We start from the raw sequence: 21,457 nt of genomic DNA on the forward strand, positions 1-21,457 counted from the left end.
GGTTCCTTCCAGACAGTGTTACGATGCCCTCGCCTTGGGGTCGAAAGGGGCAACGTTCGACGCCCTCCCCGACGTTTCGGCGGCGAGACCGAACAGCTGTGCGACACGCTGCAGGCGGCTGGCGCGCTCGCCTGTGATGTCCTCGCTGGCCGACAGCACCTCGCTCATCGTCGTGAAAGCCGCGCGGCGTTGATTGACGTCGTCGGGAAGCAACTTCGGGATAACGGCCAGCGCCGCCTCGCGATCGAGCAGCAGCATGAAGAACTGCTCGCGAACCAGCATCTTGAATTCGGCAAGCGTTAATCGCGCTCCGCTGTCGTCGCGACGAGCCTGACGCAACGCCTCGATGCTGCGTTCATCCACCATTCCTCTCGCCGAGCCGATATAAAGCAGGGCACGGATGGCCGCCTCGCGAAGCCCCCCTTCGCCAATCCTGGATCGGAGCTCGGCGATCCGTTTGTCGAGCATGGCACGGTGTTCGGCCGGCATCTCGCGCCGGCGCGACGGTTCAGCTTTCGGATCTATGCCGACCGCCGCCTGTAGCGCCGGCGAGCCGTAGACGTTGAGGAACATCGCCTCGCTCATCGCTTCCTGCGAATCGCGCCAGCTGTCCAGCGCATGAACGATCTGCTTCGAGACCTGCTCCTGAAATGCCAGGAACGGATTGTCGTTCGAAACCGGCTTGCGGTTCTCTTCTAGCCCTTCCGCTGCCGATTTCACCGCGCTCATCCACGGATTTTGGCTGCTGAACGCCTCGTACTGCGTCCGTAGCGGATGCAGATTGCGCATCATCTCCGCCGTCTGCGGCGCCACCATGCCTTTGATCCAGGGCTGCACGAACTTGCGGTAGGCGGCAAGATTGAGCTCCGAGACGCGTTTTGCCGCGGCAAAGCGCCGCTCGTCCTCAGGCGAATTGCCACCCATGGCCCGAATATCATCTAATGTCCGGGCCTCGCAGCGCATCACCCACTGGCCCACAACGAGATCGGAACTGGAGGTTTCTTCGTTCTTGGCTTCGAAGGTCGCTTCGTAAAGGCCGGGTGGTAGTACATCGATCAGATCGATGTTGCTGGAAAATTCGGCGTGCTCCTTCTTGGCGACACCGCCTGACACGAAGATGCCGAGGTGGCCGACGCTCTCGTGAACGGTATAGACGATCGTCTGTCCATAGGCCCTGATGTCATCAACGTCGGCGTAGCATTCGAGGATCCAACCCAGCGCCTGTTGTGGCGGAGTGATGTTGTCGCCCTTGGAGCAGAACACCACGATCGGCGAACTGATGTTGCGCAGATCTACCTTCTGCCCGTCGGCCATGGTGATATTGCCGGCGGCCAAGTTGTTGCCGACGAAGAGCTCGTCGACAATGAACTGGATCTCCTCGGCGTTGAGATTGACGTGCCCACCCCACCAGCGCTCGAACTCGAGGTAGCGATCGGCTTCGGTATCGACCTTTGAATAGACGTTGTACTGCTTGGTCCAGAGCGTGTTCGAGGGGTTCTGGCCTTCGAAATTCTGGACCAGCCAGGCACCATCGAACTTCCCGCCGCCGAGATCGCTAACGAGCGCAGTTAGCCAGCTTCCGCCCAGCAAGCCGCCCGAATATCGCATCGGGTTTTTGCCATGCACGCCCGCCCAGTACGCGAGCGGGGCTCCGGCGATGATCAGTGGGCCGAACAGTTCGGGCCGAACCGAAGCCAGGATCATGACCGCCCAGCCGGCTTGGCAATTGCCTATCACGCAGGGTTTCCCGTCAGCTTCCGGGTGACGACTGATCACTTTTTCGATGAACAGTGCCTCGGCACGCGCGATACGCTCGATAGTCTGGCCCGGCACCGGCTCCGGCAGGAAGCCGATGAAGTAGCAGGGATGCCCCGCCTTCATCGCGACGCCGATCTCGCTGTCGGCCTTGAACCCGCCGATGCCTGGACCGTGCCCGGCGCGTGGATCAATCACGATGAACGGCCGCCGCGTGGAATCGATCTCGACGCCGGCTGGCGGGACGATGCGGACAAGCGCGTAATTGACGGGTTCGTCCAGCTTGCGGCCATCGATGATCAGTTCGGCCGCATATTGCAGAACGTGTGGCGCGGTTTGGGCGACGTGCTCCCGATATTGGTCGCCGCGCCGGCGCATCACATCGAGGAAGAGTATGCTCCGTTGCCCAGCATCGACCATGTATTCAACCGCCGAGGCGACGAGACCGGACATCGGACCACCGGGTGATCCAGGCACTTCCATCTGCATGCTCCGACCTCGATGTGGTATGAATGCATCCAAAGCCCGCCGCAACTGCAGGCCTTTGATATAGGTCAATGCTGGACGGCGAGTACGCCGACCCAGTCGTGTCACGTCGTCATCCCGCCCGAATGTGTCGAGCTAACTGCCGAGAGTCAGGCCGCCGGCTTTTGCGGGGCCCTTGATACAAATCAAACGGGTAACCGACCGCCCGTTCATAGACGAGCCTCAGGCCGTCGTGTTTTCCGCCGCCCGAGCCGAGACCTCGCATGTCGGACATCGCCAAATACAGGGTGACGGAACGCTTGCGGGACGGCAGCACGGCCGAAATCCGAGCGTTGCGGCCGGCCGACGAGACGGCTGTCCTCGACGCGCTGGATCAGACCAGCAAGCAGTCGTTGCAGCGCCGTTTTTTTGGGATCAAGCGTCATTTCTCGGACAAGGAGCGCGCGTTCTTCATGGATGTCGACTTCATGAATCACGTCGCGCTGGTGTGCGAGGTCGGGCAGCCCGAGCGGACAATGATTGTCGGAGGCGCTCGATACGTCGTGTTTGAGCCCGGACGAGCCGAGTTGGCCTTCGTCGTCATCGACGCTTGGCAGGGCCGAGGCATCGGCTCCATCTTGATGCGCCACCTTGGCGAGATCGCCTCCAATGCCGGATTGCGTGAACTCACCGCTGAGGTCCTGCCCGAGAACAAGTCCATGCAGGCGGTACTCGGCAAGTTCGGCTTTAAGCCGGACGGGAACCGCGACCCACAGACGATGCGTTTCGCGCTACTCCTGGGCAAAGAGGGGCGGTGATCAATGAGCGGTGCATGGCGCCCGCGCTCAAGATCTTGCGGAGCGATGCATCGTCGCACCCCATCGCCGGTCGGCCCCGGGCGCCCTGGTTATCCTGTTGCCGGCCGTCCCGGTCGGCCCGGTTATCGTCCCGTGGCTGGTTATCCGGGCTGCTACTATGGCTACCGCATATACGGAGCGGCGGGCGCCGTGGGAGGGGCCGCCCTCCGAGCTGCAGCCTAGGGAGCTACGACAGCTGCTAGTACGACAACTATGGCAATTACGTCCCGGTCAGCACCTTACTGACTGCTGCCCATCGGCGACAGGTCACCTCACGCCGTCGCGGCGCTTTCTTTTTACCTGCGTATCGATCCGTGGCAGAGACTTTGCGCCCACACATTTTGTGGCCTCAAATAACAAAAACTTGGCGACTTCCCGCAAGCGAGTGTCTCCCGAGTACTGCTATCTCCGATCGACCTCACCCCAATGCGCAGGCTGGTCGCGGTGGACCAAAGCGCTTGGTCAATGCTCCCACAAGACACCCAGGATCGAATTTTGGTCGACGGCAGCATGCCCGAAAGAGCGCTTACGCAACTGAAGATCGCGCAGGCTTACGTTCGGCTTTCGTGCATCCCCGACAACGATCAAAATTTATCCGTTTCGGTCGCCACGGTGGCAAGCTGTGTAATACGCATGTTGCGAGGTCCCAAACTCGATCTGAATGGCGTGCCACTATTTTGGCTAGAGCTGTTTGATCTCAGTGCCGGGCTTTCACTCGACAGCTGCTGCTGCCACAGCATCGAGGATGCGGTACCGGTGCTTGAGGGCTTCGTTGCCCAGGCCGCAGCCATGAGCCAGCCCGGGGGCCAGCCGCTATGAACGATCACCGGCATCATCTCGAAGCACTGCGAAAGCAGGCAGCAGAGGTTGCGTTGATAAGCGCGCTTACGACCTCGCCAGAGAAGCGAGAACTTTTCGCCAAGATTGCGGAACATCTCAACACGCTCGCGGCTGCTGTGGAGCTGGCATTGAAGGCCGGCTTCATGTCAGAGGCAGGTACCGGACCACATAGGTTGGGGACTGCTCGGGCAAAGATTTGATCTAGCTCAACGCGGCCTTTGTTTATGCGCCGACGGTCGGCACATGAAACCGCTCGTCAGAAAACGCGGCGCGGCTAAAAAGCTCAAGCTGTCCTACACGGAATGGCGCGCCGAATCGTCGCGGAATACGCCAGCCAGCTGGGGCGACCATCAACACCTCCGGACGATGCTCACGCATTCGAACGCTTCCATGCACCCGGTTGCAACCTTTAGCATAGTCTCGACGGGTGTTCGGAATGACAAATTTGAAATCGCGAGCCGTCTATCTGGTTCTTCTTTTGGTTCAGCTCAGTGGAGCCCTTTTCATAATCTTGGAGGGCTTGCCCGAATTTAGGCACTTGATGAACTATCCCGGTGAGCAGCTGCCGTTCGAACGATCTGACAATCTTGCTGCACCGATCATGATCATGGCAATGCAGGTCGCCTATTGGTATCGCCTGCAGCGCGTTCCGCTTCCCCCTCAGCGCTCGAATCCAATCCTGAGCCACCTGTTTTTGTTTCTGGGGCGTCTTGCCTTCATTTTTGGTGGGTCGCTGTTCGGCGTCGTGTTCTTCAGACATTTGCCCGAGATCCATCAGGGCGCCGATCTATGGCTCATGTTTCGTCGCGGGCTGCAACTCCTGGCGTCGCTGTTCGCGCTATTCTGCGTAACGCTTGAATTAGAGCGATTAGGGCGCGCGCTTGGAAGTAACCAATAGCCGCCTCGCCTGCTTCAACACCACGCCGGGCTTCACGCCACGGCCCAATCTGCATTGGGACACAATGCAGTAGCCAAACACTGACATCCTGTTTGTCGAAGGCGCGCCTGCCAATCGTACAAGCTTCCAACGACTGGCGAGAACGTCGAAGGCCCCGGTGCAGTCACCATCTTGATCGGGGCCGGTCACGCCGTGGGTGGCCTACTTTCTCGGGTCTGGAATGATCACGCCCGCAAAGTGTGATTCACAGACCCACGACCTTTCCGCGTTCGTGCGCATTTCCGCTGGGCTGGAGAATCCCGGGCTGGCGCGCATGATCGTGGCGATGCCGGTCAAACAGTTCGCGCAGGCATCCAAGCCTGGGGGCGGATGCTGCTCAAATGCCTCTCACACTGCTCCGCTGCTGCGCATCTTTCCCTCAAATCGTTTTTGGTCATCAGGAGTCCGGATTGCAAACTTCTAGGTGCCTTTCTAACGACACCGAAGCTCTCAGTAGCACGGCGGATATGGGTAATAACCGCAGTGTCGACGGTGATAGTACGCTCCCGTGGCCGCTGCTCCAACGGCAGCCGCGCCTACCGCAGCTCCATAGTATCCACGCCGATAAGCGCGCCGATGCACTCGCCTATGAACCCCCGCAACGCTGCCTGGTGTGAGCGGACGACCGACACGAGCATCAGCTTGGTCGACGGAGATAACGACTGTCCCGGCCGGTGACAGGTGAAACGACACTGGCGTCAAGCACAACATCGCTGCACCGAGGCCTGCGCCCAAAACCGCTGATATTTTCATGTTTTCTCCTGTTTGGTTCGTTGCGAATTGCCTAGTGGCGCATGACTACGTTTCTCTTCGGCACCACCGTCGTGCCATTTCTGGTGCGGCTGCGCGCAGCCTGTGCACGAAAGCATCGCTGACGTTGACCTAGATCAACCCAGCCGCCGAAAGAGGTTGTCGGGTCGGGGGTTGCGAAAGATAAGCATGCTGAAGATGATCCGCCGAGGGAGGAGTAAACCAAGACAAGCGCCCAGCACGTGCCTGCTGCTACTTGGCCGCAGCGGATCGAACGCTCCGGTCCTTTTTGTTTCCGACGGGCGAAGCGGTCAAATTGGTGAGCCAAGGCTCTCCAGCTACGGAAATGCTCATAAGCACCGAAGATCGGGGGGCCGGGTGGAAAACTGGCCGACTTAGGTAGCTCTGTTCTGAATGGCCGTTGGTAGGGTGCGAGATTTGTTCTTCTTGCAATACGTAACGACCGCACTGGAATTCCTCTGCAGACGGTCGAAGTCCAATAAACTGTTGCTTGCTGCGGCGTTGTAGTAGCCACTCATAAAATATCTTACAAACTCTTGATCCGCTGGACCGTACGCCAACCAGGTTCCGCAAGTGATCTTGTTAAAATCCAGCGTAGCGTTAGGCACCGCAGTTACGCCCATCGATTTTTCCAGCCCTGCCATCACACTGGCGCTCGGGTTGGATTGGCACCACCCTCTTACGCTTGCGACATTTGTCCGATGCAGGTCAAAATCCACAAAAGTCCTCCGACTTTCATAAGCAAACCAGCCGGTCATCCAAGCCGAAAACTTGCTCGACGGTGCAGCCGGCATGGCAAGATATTCGCCACAGGTGATGCTGCGTATATCGGCCGTCGTGGCGCGCGCCTCACTGGCGAAAGCTGAGGACACTAAGATCAGCGCAAGCAGAAGCAATCTGCACCTCATTGTGATGACCTCCCGAGCAACGATTGCTACCAGACCAAGCAACAGCGTGATCACACATCCCGTGACCACAACTGTATTCGGGCGTTGTGGCGACGGCCTAGTTGATCTAGATCAACGCCGGCGAAGCAATGTCCCTGCCAACCATCCCGGCTCAAGCAAAGTATGTCCTCGCGAAGGCAACGAAGTGCTCGTCACGTCAATTTAGGGATGGCGCACACTGACGCAAGAGACCGTGAGGTGGCGCTTACGCCGGCCGCGATTCAGGCGTAATGTACTCACTCAAGAGTCGATCGATCACCAATTGGGTCTCAACTTCGGTTCGGAATCCTGCAAGGATCAAAATAGAACCTCGCGGCGATTCTTGCGCCAGAGACGTCTCGCGGGTACCTTCGGCCGTGATTGACGGGTCCGGGAAGTGCCGTCGGATCGAGGCATGACAAGACATGATCTCCCCCTCTTCGAAGTGAACTACTCCGGAGCAAGCTGCAGCAGGGTAGAGGGACTCGCAATTGCACCAAAGGGCATCGTCCTTGGGTACACTATGAATAGCACTTGAGCCGGCCTGCAAACCCGAGCGCCATGACGTCACCCTTTCTCCGCTCCACACTCGGCAAGTACTCCGCTCGTCGAAGTAATCAACGGCAATTAGGGCTTTTCGCTGCAACTCAGCTTCTGTTGAGACCTTGACCGGAACTGTCGTGGTGTCATTCCGGTCCATCGCTTGAACGCGTGTGTGAGGGAACTCAGTTCGCGATAGCCAAGCAGCCAAGCAACTTCAGACACGGGTAGCTGCTCTTCTTTGAGATACCGCTTTGCAAGCGCGGCCCGCAACTCATCAAGGATTTCAGCGAAGGACGTCTTCTGTTCGCCAAGCTTGCGTGACAACGTGCGGGTACTCAGTCCCATCTGCCGTGCGACTTCCTTCGCGACGCCTCTACCGTGAGGCAGCAGTGTGGTAAGCGTCTTTTCGACTTTTGAACGGACCGTCGGGCCATGCGGCACTTTCCGTACCAACGCTTCATCCGCATAGCGTCGCAACAAATCGTGCAGATAGCCGTCGCGGCCGACCAGCGGAAGCAGTGCCACCGGCACCGGAAAGGAGATCACATCGCCGTCAGCGCCGAACTCGACGTCCCTGCCAAAGAACGTTCTAAATTCGGGCGGCAGCGCGGCTCGCAGGTGCCTCACTTGGAGCCTGGACGGCACCAGACGGCCATCCGTCACCTGCCTGCAGATCCGCACCAGCGTCACTATCCAAAATTCGATCTGTTGCCGCTCGCCCCTTCGATCGACACCGACATATTCGAGGGCAACGGTCGCAGTATGCCCCTCCATGTCGAAACACAGCCGGACTCCCTCATTCATGATCCGGCTGTACCGTTCCGCGGCACGAAGCGCGTCGGCGACATTCTCCGACGACGCCATAACGTAGTAGACAAGGCCGATCTCACGCAGATCAAAGCTCCGGGCCAGCCGGAAACCCAGGATGTCGTCCTCCAATACTTGGGAGGCCAATTCCAGAATTTTGATCTGAGTCGCCACCTCGAGCCGGACTGCAGGGTCGCGGAAGTCATTCAGCGTCAATCCCGCCTTGGACAGTAGCGCAGCTGTGTCTTGGCCAGAGGCAGCGACGCGCGCGCAAGCCAACCGTGCAATACCGCCCGTCGCGCTAGGTATCGCACTCAGGCTTCCCGCCGACCTATAACTCGCTCCTGCCTTGCTCAAGACCTTAAAGCCTACATTCATGGCGATCCAGCATTGGGCGATCCCCGTCACCATAATAGAAACATTCTGCTGCAGCGCCCTTTCACATTTGCCCGACTGCGTATCTCCGGAACGTCCAAGCGGTGCTCTTCCAAAGCCGCTTTTCTTTTCCGGCGGGAACTCAAAAGGTCGCGGGGCTTCGATTTCCTGCAAATGCCTGAGGTCATTGCGTTCGCAATGTTTGACCTAGGTCAACACTGGGCCACCAGGGATCCAAGATTGATTACGTGGGACACGAATGCTCAGCGTCGTCATTCCAGGACGGCCGAACGATCTAGAAGACAAGCGCGATGCTTATAACGTCCTTTCCGCTTTGGAGGTCGTCGTGTTGATCAGCGCGAGCCTGATCCTGGACGATGCTCTGGCCCGTCGCGATGGTGGCGGCGGCTTCCGGGTGGCGGAGGATCACGAAGGCCGAATGAGAGCCGGAGGTTTTCAGGCGACAGTTGCCGAGGAGGAGCTGTTCACGCTGGACGCATTCGCGGCGGGCGCTGCCGGACGCTCGCGCCCCGGTGCACCCGATCGCGGAGCGGTCGGCCGCCCAAGACGATTTGCTGCAGAGCGTTCGCTCGCGCATCGCGAAGCCGCTATTCCATTTCGTGCGGGCGAAGAACTGCAATGACGGTCTCAGTCGAAGAGGCAAATTATGAAAATTATTGCCCTGTTGCTCGCTTCCACATTGTCGATTGCATGCGCCAGCCAGAGCCAAGCCGTAGTGAGAATTGCGAACGATCGAGGTGGTTTGATCCAACGTTACCTGGATCGTTATGATGAGTTAAAGGGCACGGGGCAAACCGTGGTAATCGATGGCCTCTGCGCGTCCGCCTGCACGATCTTATTAGCAAAGATCCCATCAGATAGAGTTTGCGTGACAGAAAGGGCAAACCTTGCTTTCCACGCAGCTTGGGATCTCGGCGCCGGCGGACGCCATGTTACAAATCGAGAAGCTACACGGATGATCTATTCGATGTACCCGGCTCCAGTTCGGAGTTGGATCTCAGGCCGGGGTGGTTTGTCGCCTCACACCATCTTCCTTCGCGGCGCGCAGTTACAGACGATATTTGCGCGCTGCTATTTGGACTCCGCAGTCTTCTTGCGGTCATAGTCCTAAGCTCGCGTCTGGGCCTGCAGCAATGGCCGCATCGCAAGTCACTGAAGTCGCTTTGATCTATCTCAATTCTCCGACAGGAGGGGGTATCAGTTTGGGGGAGTCGCGTCCATCGCCCCGCCGCGCCGGCCGGGCGGTTGGGCGCTTCCAGGGAGCACGATATGATCAAGTCGCTCGGAATTGCCACGTTCGCCTTCTTCTTCGCAGTATCGGCTCAGGCGATGACGCCTGGCCCGATTGCGCAGCCCGAAAGCCTGATTACGGAAGTCGCTGCTGCCTGCGGCGTCGGTAGGACACGTATCAACGGCGTGTGCGTGGCACGGACGACCGTCCGGCATACCCGTCGGGCGGTCCGCAGATGTGTGAGAGGGACGACGTGCTGATTGGTTGTCCTCAAGGACAATACGCAAATTGGTGTGTCGCGATTAGAATTCTAGAGTACCGACCCCAACGGTACATCGACGCCCCCCACCGGCCTCAGTCTTCCCAGACTGAGGCCGTCTTGCACCTGAAAGGTTGGACGGACCGGTCACCTTGTGGGATTTATCGAACCGGGAACAACTCCAACCGCAACGCTGATGCCGGCACGCCAACAATCAGCCTTCGAGAGCCGGTCATCGTCAACTGACGAAGCCGACGATTCAGGTGAATAGCGCAGACACAAGAAGCAAATGTTTACGCAATTTGCCACTCGACCATCAACGCGATGTTCTTCATTTTCCCGTCTGATAATCGCCTTGTGCGTCTTGTTTGGTCGGATGTTCGGAATGGTCCTGTCGTAGCGGAGGTGGGCGGCATGTCCGAAATGGTGGAAGTGCTCGCCGGAACGAGTTTATTTCTACTCGCCTTCTCGCTGCTGATATTCGACATCCCCCGCTACACTTTATCGCTGGTCTCTCTTACTCTGTTCAGCTCGAAGCGGCGAAGCGCTGGCAAGACGGTTTGCCAGGCAACGGTAAGCGTGATTATCCCGACATTCAACGGCGGCTCCGGGCTTGCTCCTTCGATCAGCTCGCTGCGCCGGCAAACCCTGCGACCTGTCGAAATCATCGTCGTCGACGACGGCTCCACCGACGCAACACGTGCGGTCGCGGAGCGGGCGAGAGCGCAGGGCCTGGTTGACATGGTTATCTGCCATGGGGCGCGCTGCGGCCGCAGCGCTGCCATCAACGCTGCAGCACGGTTTGCCCGCGGCGATCTTCTCTTAACCGTAGATGCCGACACTGTCTTCGAACCGAACGCGGTTGAGCGCCTCGCGGCTGCGTTCGGCGATCCGCTCGTCGCCGGCGCGAGTTGCAGCATCGCGATCAGCAACGAGCGCGACTCGATATGGACAGGGCTTCAAAGCGTCGAATACCTGATGTCGATCACCGCGGGGCGGTCGATCCTCGACGTGCTATGTTGGTCCGGAGTATGACTTCACGCCAGAGATCGCGGGATACACTTGCCCGAAGTGCTGCCGCGGCATTGTGCCGGCTGACCCAGCTTGCGAGATCGTGGGGACTAGCGCGCGCTGCACCCGATGTCGGGTTGAGATGGTGGTTTCGGCTGCGTATGCTCCGGCTGGCTTGTAACGATTGGCGATGATCTTGTTAGACGTTCGTTGCCGAATGACTAGTTCCGCCGATGGCGCTGTAAGTGGATGTGTTCCCTGAGCGCTCTTGCATCCTGCCGGAACGATCGAGTTAACATAGATGAACGGAGATGTTTGATCTGCGTCAATCGGCGATGGTGCCACCTGCATTGCACTTCAGGAAGGTCGCGGCCGTATCAGCGCGCTGCGGCTCTTCCTCCAGAAGGAGAATGCCATGCTCCGCCAATTCCTTATTGCAGCTTCAGCCGCGACCGCGCTGCTTGTAGCTAGTTTGCATTCTGACGAAGCCTTCGCCCGTCGTGGTGGTGGAGGCGTGCGAGCCGGAGGCTATCACGGCGGCGGCGCGATGCGGGCGGGCGGCTACCGCGGCGGAGCCGTGGCCGTTCGAGGCTATCGAGGCGGTGCAGTTGCTGTGCGCGGCGGACGCTATGGCTATCGAACCGGCGCGTACCGTGGCTACGGCGCCTACCGAGGCTACCGCTACGGCGCAGCCGCAGTAGGCGCTGCGGCAGTCGGCGCCGCCGCAGCAGGCGCGTACTACGGAGGCGGCTGCGGATACGATGGCTACGGAAACTGGATTTGCCCGAACGGCTACTAAGGGTCTCAAGCGGACACTAGCGCTAGGGCAAGCGGGCAGCCCGTTCTGCCCTAGTAGCTGGTCGATCACGCGCGAAGCCTCCGGTCGGATTTGCGCGGCTTGTCCGCCCCAATGCCAAGTTGGACGTGCGGCCATTGATGACTGGGAGAGCCATCCCGACAACGAGCCCAAGTCGGTGCTTTAAAGACCAGACGCGACCAGGCAACCTCGATCGAAGTCTGCAGATGGCTCAACGAGCCCGCCGCCGCGAACACCTCTGTGGCTCTCAGGCACATTGAATCGCCCCGGCTGTTTCGGATAACGAGCCTTGATCAGCCCGTTATCCCGACAGCCCGAAAGCTATTTTCGGCCGGGGCATTCACCCATTGGCACAAAGTGCACTGGCCAAGCACTGCGCATCTGATTGTCTAGAGTGCGCCTTGCCGATTCTTTCGAGCCCCCAAGCTTCCAGGATTGGCGAGATCGTACAGGCCCCGGCGCGGCATCAGCTTCGCCGGGGCCACGCGGGGATGGTCCAGGACTATGGACACAGAAGCAGATCGGCAACGAGGTTCGGAGTTGGGTCGCCGCTGGGCAGAGCATGCTTCGGCGCACGAGCTTGCCACCATGGTGAGCGGGTCGTTTGATGATCTCAGCGAAATTCTGCCAGCGGACGCATCTGATCAGTTCGTCGGCGGGTTCCGCGAAGGCGTGTTGCACGTCTGGCGCGGGGCCTAGGATCTCAGCATAAGGGTGCGGGGATGAGACCAAGCGCCCTTGCCCACCATCGCGGAACAATTTCAGGCGGCCAGTTGACCGGTCAATATTCCTGACACAACTCAAGCGCGCAAATTGCTCAATTTTCCCAACTGTTGCCGCGTAAGCACACCGAATTCCAGTCGGCTCAGCTAGCTTCGAACTGGAATGCCGGCTGCCAAAAGAGCCGGCATCGTTAGGGTGAAACGTGGATGGAGCAAAAAAAATGAAAAAGATTTGGTTGAGTTGCATGGCCTTGCTGGCGGTGAGCATGGCGGCACCCGCGTCAGCGGCTGATCTGGCTGCTAAACCTTACGTCAAGGCCCCGCCTCCGGTGATCGCGCCGATCTATGATTGGACCGGGTTCTACATCGGCGCCAACGGCGGTTGGGGACAAAGCCACGGCTGTGTGGATTTCGTGACGCCAGCAGGGACGGTCGCAGGTGGTTGCGCCGATCGCTCCGGCGGCCTCGCTGGCGGACAGATCGGGTACCGCTGGCAAACCAATCAGTTTGTGCTCGGCCTGGAAGCGCAGGGAGATTGGGCAGAAATCAAGAATACGCGGGTCAGTCTGATCGACCCGCTGATTTCGACAACCGGTAAGATTGACGCCATCGGGCTCTTCACGGCGCAGCTCGGCTGGGCGTGGAATGCCTCGCTGTTTTACGTGAAGGGCGGCGCCGCCGTGACGCGCAACCGATTCGATATATTCAACAACGTCACCGGGGTCGGCCTGGCATCGGCGGGCCACACACGCTGGGGCGGCGCCCTTGGCGTGGGCTGGGAGTACGGCTTCACGCCCAATTGGTCGTTCGGCATCGAATACGACCATCTCTGGATGGGGCGTGACAATGCCGGCTTCGCAGGCGTCGTCACTCCCGGAGGGTTCGTCCTCACCGGCAGCGGGGTCAGCCAGGATGTGGACATGCTCACGCTTCGGTTGAATTACCGTTTCGGTGGATACGGCGCACCGGTCACGGCGAGATATTGATCGCACCAACTTGGCAAACCAAAGCCCCGGCATGCCGGGGCTTTTTTGTGCTTATGAATCCTTGGCACTCAAGAAGCCGAGCATCTCCAGCGCAAGCACCTTGAGAGAGCTGCGACTGCGTCATCGTCCCAAGACAATTGTCTCGAACTGTTACCATTCTGTGACGCATTTGGACGTTGCTTGTGCCTAGTAGTGAATGCCGTCGTAACCTGGGGTCCTGCGGTTCGCGGAGCGCTTTGCTGTAACAGCGCTTGGCTGCAAATACTGCCCAGAGGTTTGTAAATGGGATCAAACAAACCGCAACGCTGCGTCATCAACTATGCGGCCGCGATTGCTGCACTCGTGCTTTGCAGTGATGTTTCGTATGCCGACCAGGGCGGTAGCTCATTCTGGTTTCCAGGCCAGTTTGCGAGTCTTGCCGCCGTGCAGCAGACGCCGGGCTGGGCGCTCAGTGTCATCGATTACCATTCAGGCGTAGCGGCCGCGGGGAGCGCTGCCGTGGCTAAGCAGATCCAAGCCAGCAGAATCCCCGCCAACGTCAACGTCAGTTTGAATCTGGGTCTGAGCGGACGGACTGATCTAGTCGCCCTCGCGCCATCGTATACTTTCGAGACGACGGTGCTTGGCGGTCAGTTGGTCGTGGGCATGTCCGGCCAATACGGCAGAGCCGCCGCCAGTCTCGCTGGAACACTGACAGCGATGGCTGGACCGATTGTGGTGACGCGCACTGGGACTGTCGAAGGCTCACTTGTCTCATACGGCGACCTCGCGCCATTCGCGGAGGTGTTTTGGAACGATGGCGTCCACAATTACATGGCTTACGTCACAGGCAATATTCCCGTCGGTGACTATGATCCGACGCGGATTCCCAATATCGGGCTCGGTCATGGCGCGATCGACATTGGAGGCGCCTATACCTATTTCAACCCGGCGGCAGGAAACGAAATCTCGGGCGTCGTCGGCCTCACCTACAATTTCAAGAATCCGGACACCCAGTACCAGAGCGGCATCAATCTCCACTTCGACTGGGGCGCATCGCACTACCTCACCAAGCAGCTTTTCGTCGGGCTTGCTGGATACGCCTATCAGCAAATCGCCGACGACTCAGGGCAGAACCCGATCCTCGGTGGCTTCAGATCACGCGTTTTCGGCCTCGGTCCGCAAATCGGGTACAGCTTCCCGATCGGAGATATGCAGGGCTCTCTTAGTCTAAGGGGATACGGCGAATTTGGAGCAGCCAACCGTCCGTCGGGATGGAACACCTGGCTGACGTTCACTATTTCCCCGTCTGCGCCTGCCGCCGTAGCGCCCAGGAAGCATTTGGTTGTGAGATAGACCTCTTCCGAACTGGAAGGTCGGCTGCGGTCGGCCGAAGTATCAATGAGAGAAACTGCGAAGAACTCCAACCTTCGCAAATCTTGTCCGACATGCGTCACTGAGCGAACCTCAGGCAAGCGGCAGGTCTCAAAGGGCCACAAGCGGACCGCGACGACAGCTGCTGCGGCAGCCCGAAGACGCCAAGAGCAGCATGAAGAGGCCGTGGGCGCTCATTCAAGTTTTCGCTGAATACCAAGTTGCATGGCCTGGGGAACGTGCGGGCTACCACTTGATCCAAATCAATGGATGCCTACCCCCGAGACCTAGCGTCAGGCCAGACTATATCTGTCGGAGAAAGAAGATGCTGAAGCACTTGCTTGTGGTTCTTCTTTTGCTGGTTTTCCCCTCCTCACTCCATTCCGTTACTGCAGCAGATGACCGAACTGCGGGACCACAAATCCAGGAGGAAATCTGGGCGCTGCCGTTTCCGCTACCTGTGCTTGCTTTCTTGGTACGACCGGTCGGAGATGGCCCGTTTCCCCTCGTGATCATGAACCACGGAATTTCTCTGGACGCCAATCAGCGGTCCATGTTTCCGATGATAGAATATCGGGACGCGGCACGCTGGTTTGCGCGTCGCGGCTACGTGGTCATCTCGCCGATCAGGTACGGAGCCAGCAGTCTCGATGACAAGGATCAGGGGCTGTACGGAGCTGTCTTCGGCCACGTTGGTAGCTGCGACAACCCGAATTTTCGTGGTCCCGGGCTCGCTATTGCCACTCTGAATGAGTGGGTCATCGACTACATGAGTAAGAAGAAGATGATCCAGCCTGGTAAGGTCATCGTCGTTGGCCAGTCGGGCGGTGGATGGGGCTCGATTGCTCTTGGAAGCCTGAACCCGTCATCCGTTCAGGCTATCATTACCTTCGCGGCGGGGCGTGGAGGCCGCGTCGATGGCAAACCCAATAACAATTGTGCTCCCGATAAGCTTGTTGCCGCTACCGGCGAGTTTGGACGCACCGCACGTATACCGATGCTTTGGATCTACGCGGAGAACGACACCTATTTTGGGCCGGAATTAACGAAGCGGATGTTGCAAGCCTTTGTCGAAGCGGGCGGCAATGTCGAATATCGTATGCTGCCCCCCTTTGGAAGTGACGGGCACTTCATGATCGATTCCGCGGACGCTGTGCCGATCTGGTCGCCCTTGGTAATCCAATTTCTAGAGAAGCATTCAGCAACCGCCACGCCGTCGGGACAAGTCAGCGGCTCTTCACCCCAGCAGGAGCCTCACGCGAAGCGGCCGCGGCTGCGCGTGCCTGAAAACATTCATTACTCAAACTGGGAGAAACTTTGCTTCGACTCGTCCGACGGGACCACGATATGCCGGACGACATCAACCGGCACGGACGCCCTCGATCAGGTGGTGGTGCGTGTCGACCTGATCCAACGAGCTGACGGTCCGGCTCGCTTGCAGCTCTTCGTTCCGCAAGGAGCAAATCTGCAGCAGGGGGTCAAAGTGACGATAGATCAGGGCAGCCCCACCCAGGTTCCCTTCAACTGGTGTCTCACCAACATCTGCATCGCGGCACGAGGAATCGAACCAACCTTGGCCGCTCAGATGGAAGCCGGTCAACAGCTCAAACTTGAACTCACTGACCTCAACGCCTCTTCAGTTGGGATAGGTCTGCCGCTCGAGCAGTTCGCCAACGTTCACAAGGGGCCGCCCACCCGCACGTTCGATTTCACGTCAGATGAGGAATGAATAACGTTGTTGAGACAATGTACTGCTGTGAGAGGTCCAGATCATGCGCGAGACGTTCGGAGACGCTCGCACCGCTGTCCTGGTAGCCCCGGCAAACATGACCTGCGGCTCGATGTGTTGCGAGGTGTCGGCCAGTGAATGGTCTTCCTAGACCATATCATCAAGGAGGCGCCACAACTCAGCGCACGACTAAATGCCTCGCGTGCACGAATAAAGGAACTCAAGCTTCGGCTTCAGCTGGATAGGGTGCCACCCGAGCTCGTGGTCAACGAGGACAATGGTGAGCCTTATGACGAGAGTACCTATCGCCATTGGGTGTCGACGGTACGAGCCGTCGCTATCTTCGGCTTTCTCGCGCACGACAACGCGCGCCAGGCAATTATCCGTGCAGAGCGTCTGAACGCCGAACTGATAAAAAAACGTTGACAAGCTGTTCGCCCCCTTCCCTCTCGATGAGGAGAATAAGGCGCAGCGCGCCCGAGCGGTCGATCAGCGCAAGCCCGCATTAGCGGAACGGCTGGATGCGCAGACCGCACGCGACAGCAATGGCCGTGACACAGCATGGCGTCTAAAGCCCTGCGCCGCGCTGATGTTCGTCAACGGCACCGGCGAACTCGACCAAAAGCAAGACCAAGACCTGCGTGATACCTGCGGCATGCTTCTCGATCGGGCTGGCTGCGACTTGCTGACGATCTGCGACATCACTGGGCATTCATACCGAAGCGCGCAGACGATCGTGAAGCACTACCGCGCCCGCAACGCGGCTCGCGCCGCTTCCGACATCGACAGGCTTGAATTGCAGATGCGGAAGGAAGTCATGACGAGCTGAACGCAGACCGGTGGGTCTCGTGCTGCAGCGTCGGATGGGCTCGGTCCTAATTATCCACTCGTCGCACGGCGTGCGACCATTAAAAACGTCGCACGAGACCCGGTTTGTTCTGCCTAGGAATCTAAAAAAGCCCTTGCGGGCCGATATCTTAGGGTGGTGGGCGCACCAGGGCTCGAACCTGGGACCCGCTGATTAAGAGTCAGCTGCTCTACCAACTGAGCTATGCGCCCGAAAGGCGGTTAAAGCCTTGCGAGGCCGGTCGTTTAGCAAAGCGATCCGGGTCTGGCAAGCGATGGCGCGCAAGTTTTCCAAGGGTATGCCAAGGCTTTTCCAAGGGTAGGCCCACATCCCCCAAAAAAGCGAAAAGCCGCTGGATTCCAGCGGCTTCGCCAGGGTTGATCGCGGCAACCCTTGCAGGTTCAGAGCCGGCCCTCGTGGTCCCGGTCCGGGCCGCCGTCGCGGTCGAACCGGTCACGGTGGAAGTGGTCCATGCCGCGCTCCATCATGCGGTCCATGCCACGCTCCATGAAGTGGCGGCGGGGTCCGTCTTCGCCGCCGCCGAACGGGCCGCGGTGGCGGGTCAGCACGGCGAGGCGCCGCTTCTGGCCCTCATCCAGGGTCTTGTAGAGCGGATCGGCGGCATCGGCGATCTTCTTCAGGGCCGCCGACGTCGCCCCCATGTCCTCGGCGCGCTGGCGCAGGCGGGCGACCGGATCCTCCGGCCTGTCGGCATCCTTGTTGGCGTCCTTATTCGCGTCCTTGCCGGGACCGGCATTCATCCGCGCATTGGCGCGATCGATGCGCAGCTTGGCGAAGTCGCGCACGGCGGCCTCGACCGGCGGCCACAGCTTTTCCTGGTCGGCGTTGAGCTTCAGCCCGGCATGGACGGCGGCTATCCGCGCGTCGACCATGGCGGCGCGGTCTTCCGGGTTCATGCGGATGTGCTCGTGCATCCACGGGCGATGATAATGGGCATAGACCGCGCCCGAGCCGGCGATGCTGAGCACGGCGATGGCGGCGATGGTGAACTTCCTCATGCGAACTCTCCTCTGGAAGGATGCCACGAGGATGGGCGCAGCGCGGCTTACGTGCAACTTACAACTTGGACAGGAAGCGCGTTCTGTCGAAGATGTAACGCTCCTGAACCTTTATTCAGTCGCAATCGGTAGTCATTCGCAACAAAAAGGGGCTTCCGCGCCCGGCACGGAAGCCCCCATTCATCATCCGTTCAAATCAGTTCGTCGTGCTCTTCGCTTCCTTCTGGAATTCGTCGATCAACGGTTGCCCGATACGGCTTGCGGCGTCCTTGTAGACCGGCTCCATGGCCTTGCGCATCGCCTCGTCCTGCTCCGGCGTGAGCTTGATGATCTCGCTCTTGCCGCTCTTCCTGATCTCGGCGAGCGCGTCCTCGTTCTCCTTCTGCGACTGCGTATTGTTGAAGTCGGTCGCTTCCTTCATCGCCTTCGTCAGCTGGTCGCGGATGTCGGCCGGCAAGCCGTCCCAGAACTTCTTGTTCACGATCACGACGTAGCCGATATAGCCGTGATTGCTCTCGGTGATGTACTTCTGCACCTCGTGCATCTTCTGGGTATAGATGTTCGACCAGGTGTTCTCCTGCCCGTCGACGACGCCGGTCTGCAGCGCCTGGTAGACTTCGCCGAACGCCATCACCTGGGGCAGCGAGCCGAGCGCCTTGAACTGGGCCTGGAGCACGCGCGAGGACTGGATGCGGAACTTGACGCCCTGATAGTCGGCCGGCGTCACCAGCTTCTTGTTGGCACTCATCTCCTTGAAGCCGTTGTCCCAATAGGCAAGGCCGGTGATGCCCTTCGGTTCGAGCAGCTTGAGCAGCCTGGCGCCGAGCGGACCTTCCGTCACCTTCCGCAGCGTCTTCAGATCAGGGAGGATGTAGGGGAGATCGAACACCTCGAACTCGCGGATGCCGAGCGGGCCGAACTTGGAGTTGGACGGCGCCAGCATCTGCACGCTGCCGAGCTGGAGCGCCTCGAGCTCTTCCTTGTCCTTGTAGAGCGTCGAGTTCGGGTAGATCTCGACCTTGACCTTGCCGCCGGTGTACTTCTCGGCGAGCTCCTTGAATTTCTCCGACGCCTTGCCCTTCGGCGTGTCGGTGGCCACCACGTGGCTGAACTTGATGATGATGGGCGACTGGGCCGATGCCGGCCCGGTCAAGCCAAGAGCCAGGACCGCGATGGACGCAGCGATCGCGAAGGTGCGCATAATCTCTCCCTGTTGTTATTTGGGCCGCCCGGCGCACGGGTGGCCTATCAGTGCCGGTTGCATCAATAGCGGCTGGGAGGCGGAGCCGCTATTGGCCCTTAGCAGGGCAGCTATTCGGCGCCACATGCAGAGTCATTCCGGGGAGGTTTGTTAGGACCTGACCCGGAATCCCGAGATTCCGGGTTCTCGCTTCGCGAGCCCCGGAATGACGAACTTCGTTCGTCAGCTCGCCGCCGCAGTCGTCACCGTGTCGCGCTGGCGCTTCATGACGATCTTGTTGAGCGCACCGAGATAGGCCTTTGCCGAGGCCACCAGCGTATCCGGATCCGCCGCGCGCGCCGTCATCGCACGTCCCTCATGCGACAGCCGCACCGAGACTTCGGCCTGCGCGTCGGTGCCTTGGGTCACTGCGTGGACCTGGTACAGCTCGAGCTTGGCTTCGTGCGGCACCAGGCGCTTGATGCAGTTGAACACCGCGTCGACCGGACCGTTGCCCTCAGCCTCCTCGATCTTGATCTGGCCGTCGACGTCGAGCTTCATGGTCGCGCGCTGCGGGCCATGAGTGCCGGCGATCACGGTCAGCGAGGTCAGCTTGATGCGGTCGTGCGAAGCCGCCATTTCCTCGTCGACCAGCGCCTCGATGTCCTCGTCGTAGATGTCCTTCTTGCGGTCGGCCAGTGCCTTCATCCGCGTGAACGCATCTTCCAGCTGGTTCGGACCGAGCTTGTAGCCCATCTCCTCCAGCTTGTGCACGAAGGCGTGGCGGCCGGAATGCTTGCCGAGCACCAGCGAGGACTGCTTGAGGCCGACCATCTCGGGCCGCATGATCTCGTAGGTGGAAGCGTCCTTCAGCACGCCATCCTGATGGATGCCGCTCTCATGCGCGAACGCGTTGCGGCCGACGATGGCCTTGTTGTACTGCACCGGGAACGAGGTCGCCGCCGACACCACCTTGGAGGCGCGGGTCAGCTGCGTGGTGTCGATCTTGTTCCAGAACGGGAATTTGTCGTTGCGGACGTTGATCGCCATCACGATCTCTTCCAGCGCGGCGTTGCCGGCACGCTCGCCGATGCCGTTGATGGTGCACTCGACCTGACGCGCGCCGCCAATGACGCCGGCCAGCGAGTTCGCCACCGCCATTCCGAGGTCGTTATGGCAATGCACGGAGAACACCGCCTTGTCCGAGTTCGGCACGCGCTCGATCAGTGTCTTCATGAAGTGGGTGTATTCGTCGGGCGTGGTGTAGCCGACGGTGTCCGGAATGTTCACCGTGGTTGCGCCAGCCTTGATGACCGCTTCGACGATGCGGCACAGATAGTCCATCTCGCTGCGGGTGCCGTCTTCGGCCGACCATTCGACGTCGTCGATCTGGTTGCGGGCGCGCGCGACCATGGCAACCGAAGTCTCGAGCACCTGCTCCGGGGTCTTGTTCAGCTTCACCCGCATATGCAGCGGCGACGTCGCGATCACGGTGTGGACGCGGCCGCGCTTGGCGAATTTCACCGCCTCTGCGCAACGGTCGATGTCGGCCGGATGGGCGCGCGACAGACCGGCGATGACGGCATTCTTGGAGCGGCGGGCGATCTCGCTGACCGCCTGGAAGTCGCCTTCCGAGGTAATGGGGAAGCCGGCCTCGATGACGTCGACGCCCATATCATCCAGCATCTCGGCGACCTCGAGCTTCTCCTCGAAAGTCATGGTGGCGCCGGGGCACTGTTCGCCGTCGCGCAGGGTGGTGTCGAAAATGATGACGCGGTCCTTCTCGGACTTGTTCACGGAGGCCATTTCGAAAATTCCTTTTGAGCTTTTGCGCCGTCAGTCTTCTGGGCGCTTGAGGTGTCCGGTGATCTCGACCAACCCCTGAGCGCCCAGGCGCATCGCGCCCAGCCGGCCCTCAGGGGCAAGTAAGAAGAAGCCCGCCAATCAGGAGGGTGGGCAGCAGCGCGGCCGGGATCGTGGCGGCGGCCAGAGCCACCTCCCTCGAA

17 protein-coding genes and 1 tRNA gene are annotated in these 21,457 nt (G+C 59.8%); 11 read left to right on the forward strand and 7 right to left on the reverse strand.

What is annotated here, in order from left to right:
• Positions 1-18: 18 nt before the first annotated feature.
• On the reverse strand, positions 19-2,244 hold the full coding sequence (locus AC0L2J_RS14520; protein ID WP_473390962.1) for a DUF3141 domain-containing protein: 2,226 nt from the start codon (positions 2,242-2,244) through the stop codon (positions 19-21).
• Between the two features lie 260 nt (positions 2,245-2,504).
• On the opposite strand from AC0L2J_RS14520, the gene AC0L2J_RS14525 reads away from it, so the two are divergent.
• The 3 genes from AC0L2J_RS14525 to AC0L2J_RS14535 all read left to right on the forward strand — a co-directional run bounded on the left by AC0L2J_RS14525 (position 2,505) and on the right by AC0L2J_RS14535 (position 4,815).
• A complete protein-coding gene (locus AC0L2J_RS14525) occupies positions 2,505-3,038 on the forward strand; it encodes a GNAT family N-acetyltransferase (protein ID WP_473390966.1) in 534 nt (177 codons plus the stop codon).
• Positions 3,039-3,503: 465 nt separating this feature from the next.
• On the forward strand, positions 3,504-3,896 hold the full coding sequence (locus tag AC0L2J_RS14530; RefSeq protein ID WP_473390970.1) for a hypothetical protein: 393 nt from the start codon (positions 3,504-3,506) through the stop codon (positions 3,894-3,896).
• A 457-nt stretch (positions 3,897-4,353) separates the two neighbouring features.
• A complete protein-coding gene (locus AC0L2J_RS14535; RefSeq protein ID WP_245313335.1) occupies positions 4,354-4,815 on the forward strand; it encodes a hypothetical protein in 462 nt (153 codons plus the stop codon).
• A gap of 1,184 nt (positions 4,816-5,999) precedes the next feature.
• Here the strand turns inward: AC0L2J_RS14535 and AC0L2J_RS14540 are convergent.
• Together AC0L2J_RS14540 and AC0L2J_RS14545 are read right to left on the reverse strand one after the other, a co-directional pair.
• The gene (locus AC0L2J_RS14540; RefSeq protein WP_473390973.1) at positions 6,000-6,587 is read right to left on the reverse strand and encodes an HdeA/HdeB family chaperone; all 588 of its coding nucleotides are present in this window, start codon (positions 6,585-6,587) and stop codon (positions 6,000-6,002) included.
• A gap of 591 nt (positions 6,588-7,178) precedes the next feature.
• Complete coding sequence (locus tag AC0L2J_RS14545; protein ID WP_473390976.1) at positions 7,179-8,450, reverse strand: AraC family transcriptional regulator; 1,272 nt, start codon at positions 8,448-8,450, stop codon at positions 7,179-7,181.
• Positions 8,451-8,535: 85 nt separating this feature from the next.
• Here AC0L2J_RS14545 and AC0L2J_RS14550 point away from each other — a divergent pair, with 85 nt between their 5' ends.
• From AC0L2J_RS14550 to AC0L2J_RS14585, 8 genes are all read left to right on the forward strand, one after another.
• Entirely contained in the window at positions 8,536-8,919 is a 384-nt protein-coding gene (locus AC0L2J_RS14550) for a hypothetical protein (protein ID WP_473390980.1), read from the forward strand.
• Positions 8,920-8,943: 24 nt separating this feature from the next.
• Positions 8,944-9,402: a hypothetical protein gene (locus tag AC0L2J_RS14555; protein WP_473390983.1), complete on the forward strand. Its 459-nt coding sequence runs from the start codon at positions 8,944-8,946 to the stop codon at positions 9,400-9,402.
• Positions 9,403-10,201: 799 nt separating this feature from the next.
• Positions 10,202-10,822, forward strand: coding sequence for a glycosyltransferase family 2 protein (locus AC0L2J_RS14560; RefSeq protein WP_245313332.1), 621 nt, complete (start codon positions 10,202-10,204; stop codon positions 10,820-10,822).
• A gap of 1,736 nt (positions 10,823-12,558) precedes the next feature.
• On the forward strand, positions 12,559-13,323 hold the full coding sequence (locus tag AC0L2J_RS14565) for an outer membrane protein (protein WP_007613237.1): 765 nt from the start codon (positions 12,559-12,561) through the stop codon (positions 13,321-13,323).
• Positions 13,324-13,605: 282 nt separating this feature from the next.
• Positions 13,606-14,658 (forward strand): SphA family protein, encoded by a 1,053-nt coding sequence (locus AC0L2J_RS14570; RefSeq protein WP_473390989.1) that lies wholly within the window; start codon positions 13,606-13,608, stop codon positions 14,656-14,658.
• A 343-nt stretch (positions 14,659-15,001) separates the two neighbouring features.
• Positions 15,002-16,405 carry an invasion associated locus B family protein gene (locus AC0L2J_RS14575; RefSeq protein WP_473390992.1) on the forward strand — a complete coding sequence of 468 codons (1,404 nt, stop codon included), beginning with the start codon at positions 15,002-15,004 and terminating at the stop codon, positions 16,403-16,405.
• 138 nt (positions 16,406-16,543) lie between these two features.
• Complete coding sequence (locus tag AC0L2J_RS14580) at positions 16,544-16,831, forward strand: hypothetical protein (protein WP_473390996.1); 288 nt, start codon at positions 16,544-16,546, stop codon at positions 16,829-16,831.
• Between the two features lie 163 nt (positions 16,832-16,994).
• Positions 16,995-17,234 (forward strand): hypothetical protein, encoded by a 240-nt coding sequence (locus AC0L2J_RS14585; RefSeq protein ID WP_035974327.1) that lies wholly within the window; start codon positions 16,995-16,997, stop codon positions 17,232-17,234.
• A gap of 154 nt (positions 17,235-17,388) precedes the next feature.
• Here AC0L2J_RS14585 and AC0L2J_RS14590 read toward each other — a convergent pair.
• The 4 genes from AC0L2J_RS14590 to AC0L2J_RS14605 form a co-directional block, all read right to left on the reverse strand.
• A tRNA-Lys gene (locus tag AC0L2J_RS14590) sits at positions 17,389-17,464 on the reverse strand.
• A 189-nt stretch (positions 17,465-17,653) separates the two neighbouring features.
• The gene (locus AC0L2J_RS14595) at positions 17,654-18,271 is read right to left on the reverse strand and encodes a Spy/CpxP family protein refolding chaperone (RefSeq protein WP_473391001.1); all 618 of its coding nucleotides are present in this window, start codon (positions 18,269-18,271) and stop codon (positions 17,654-17,656) included.
• A 196-nt stretch (positions 18,272-18,467) separates the two neighbouring features.
• On the reverse strand, positions 18,468-19,472 hold the full coding sequence (locus AC0L2J_RS14600) for a TRAP transporter substrate-binding protein (RefSeq protein ID WP_007613244.1): 1,005 nt from the start codon (positions 19,470-19,472) through the stop codon (positions 18,468-18,470).
• A 222-nt stretch (positions 19,473-19,694) separates the two neighbouring features.
• A complete protein-coding gene (locus AC0L2J_RS14605; protein ID WP_007613245.1) occupies positions 19,695-21,257 on the reverse strand; it encodes a 2-isopropylmalate synthase in 1,563 nt (520 codons plus the stop codon).
• Positions 21,258-21,457: the final 200 nt, after the last annotated feature.

Source organism: Bradyrhizobium sp. MV1.5 (genome assembly GCF_055807615.1).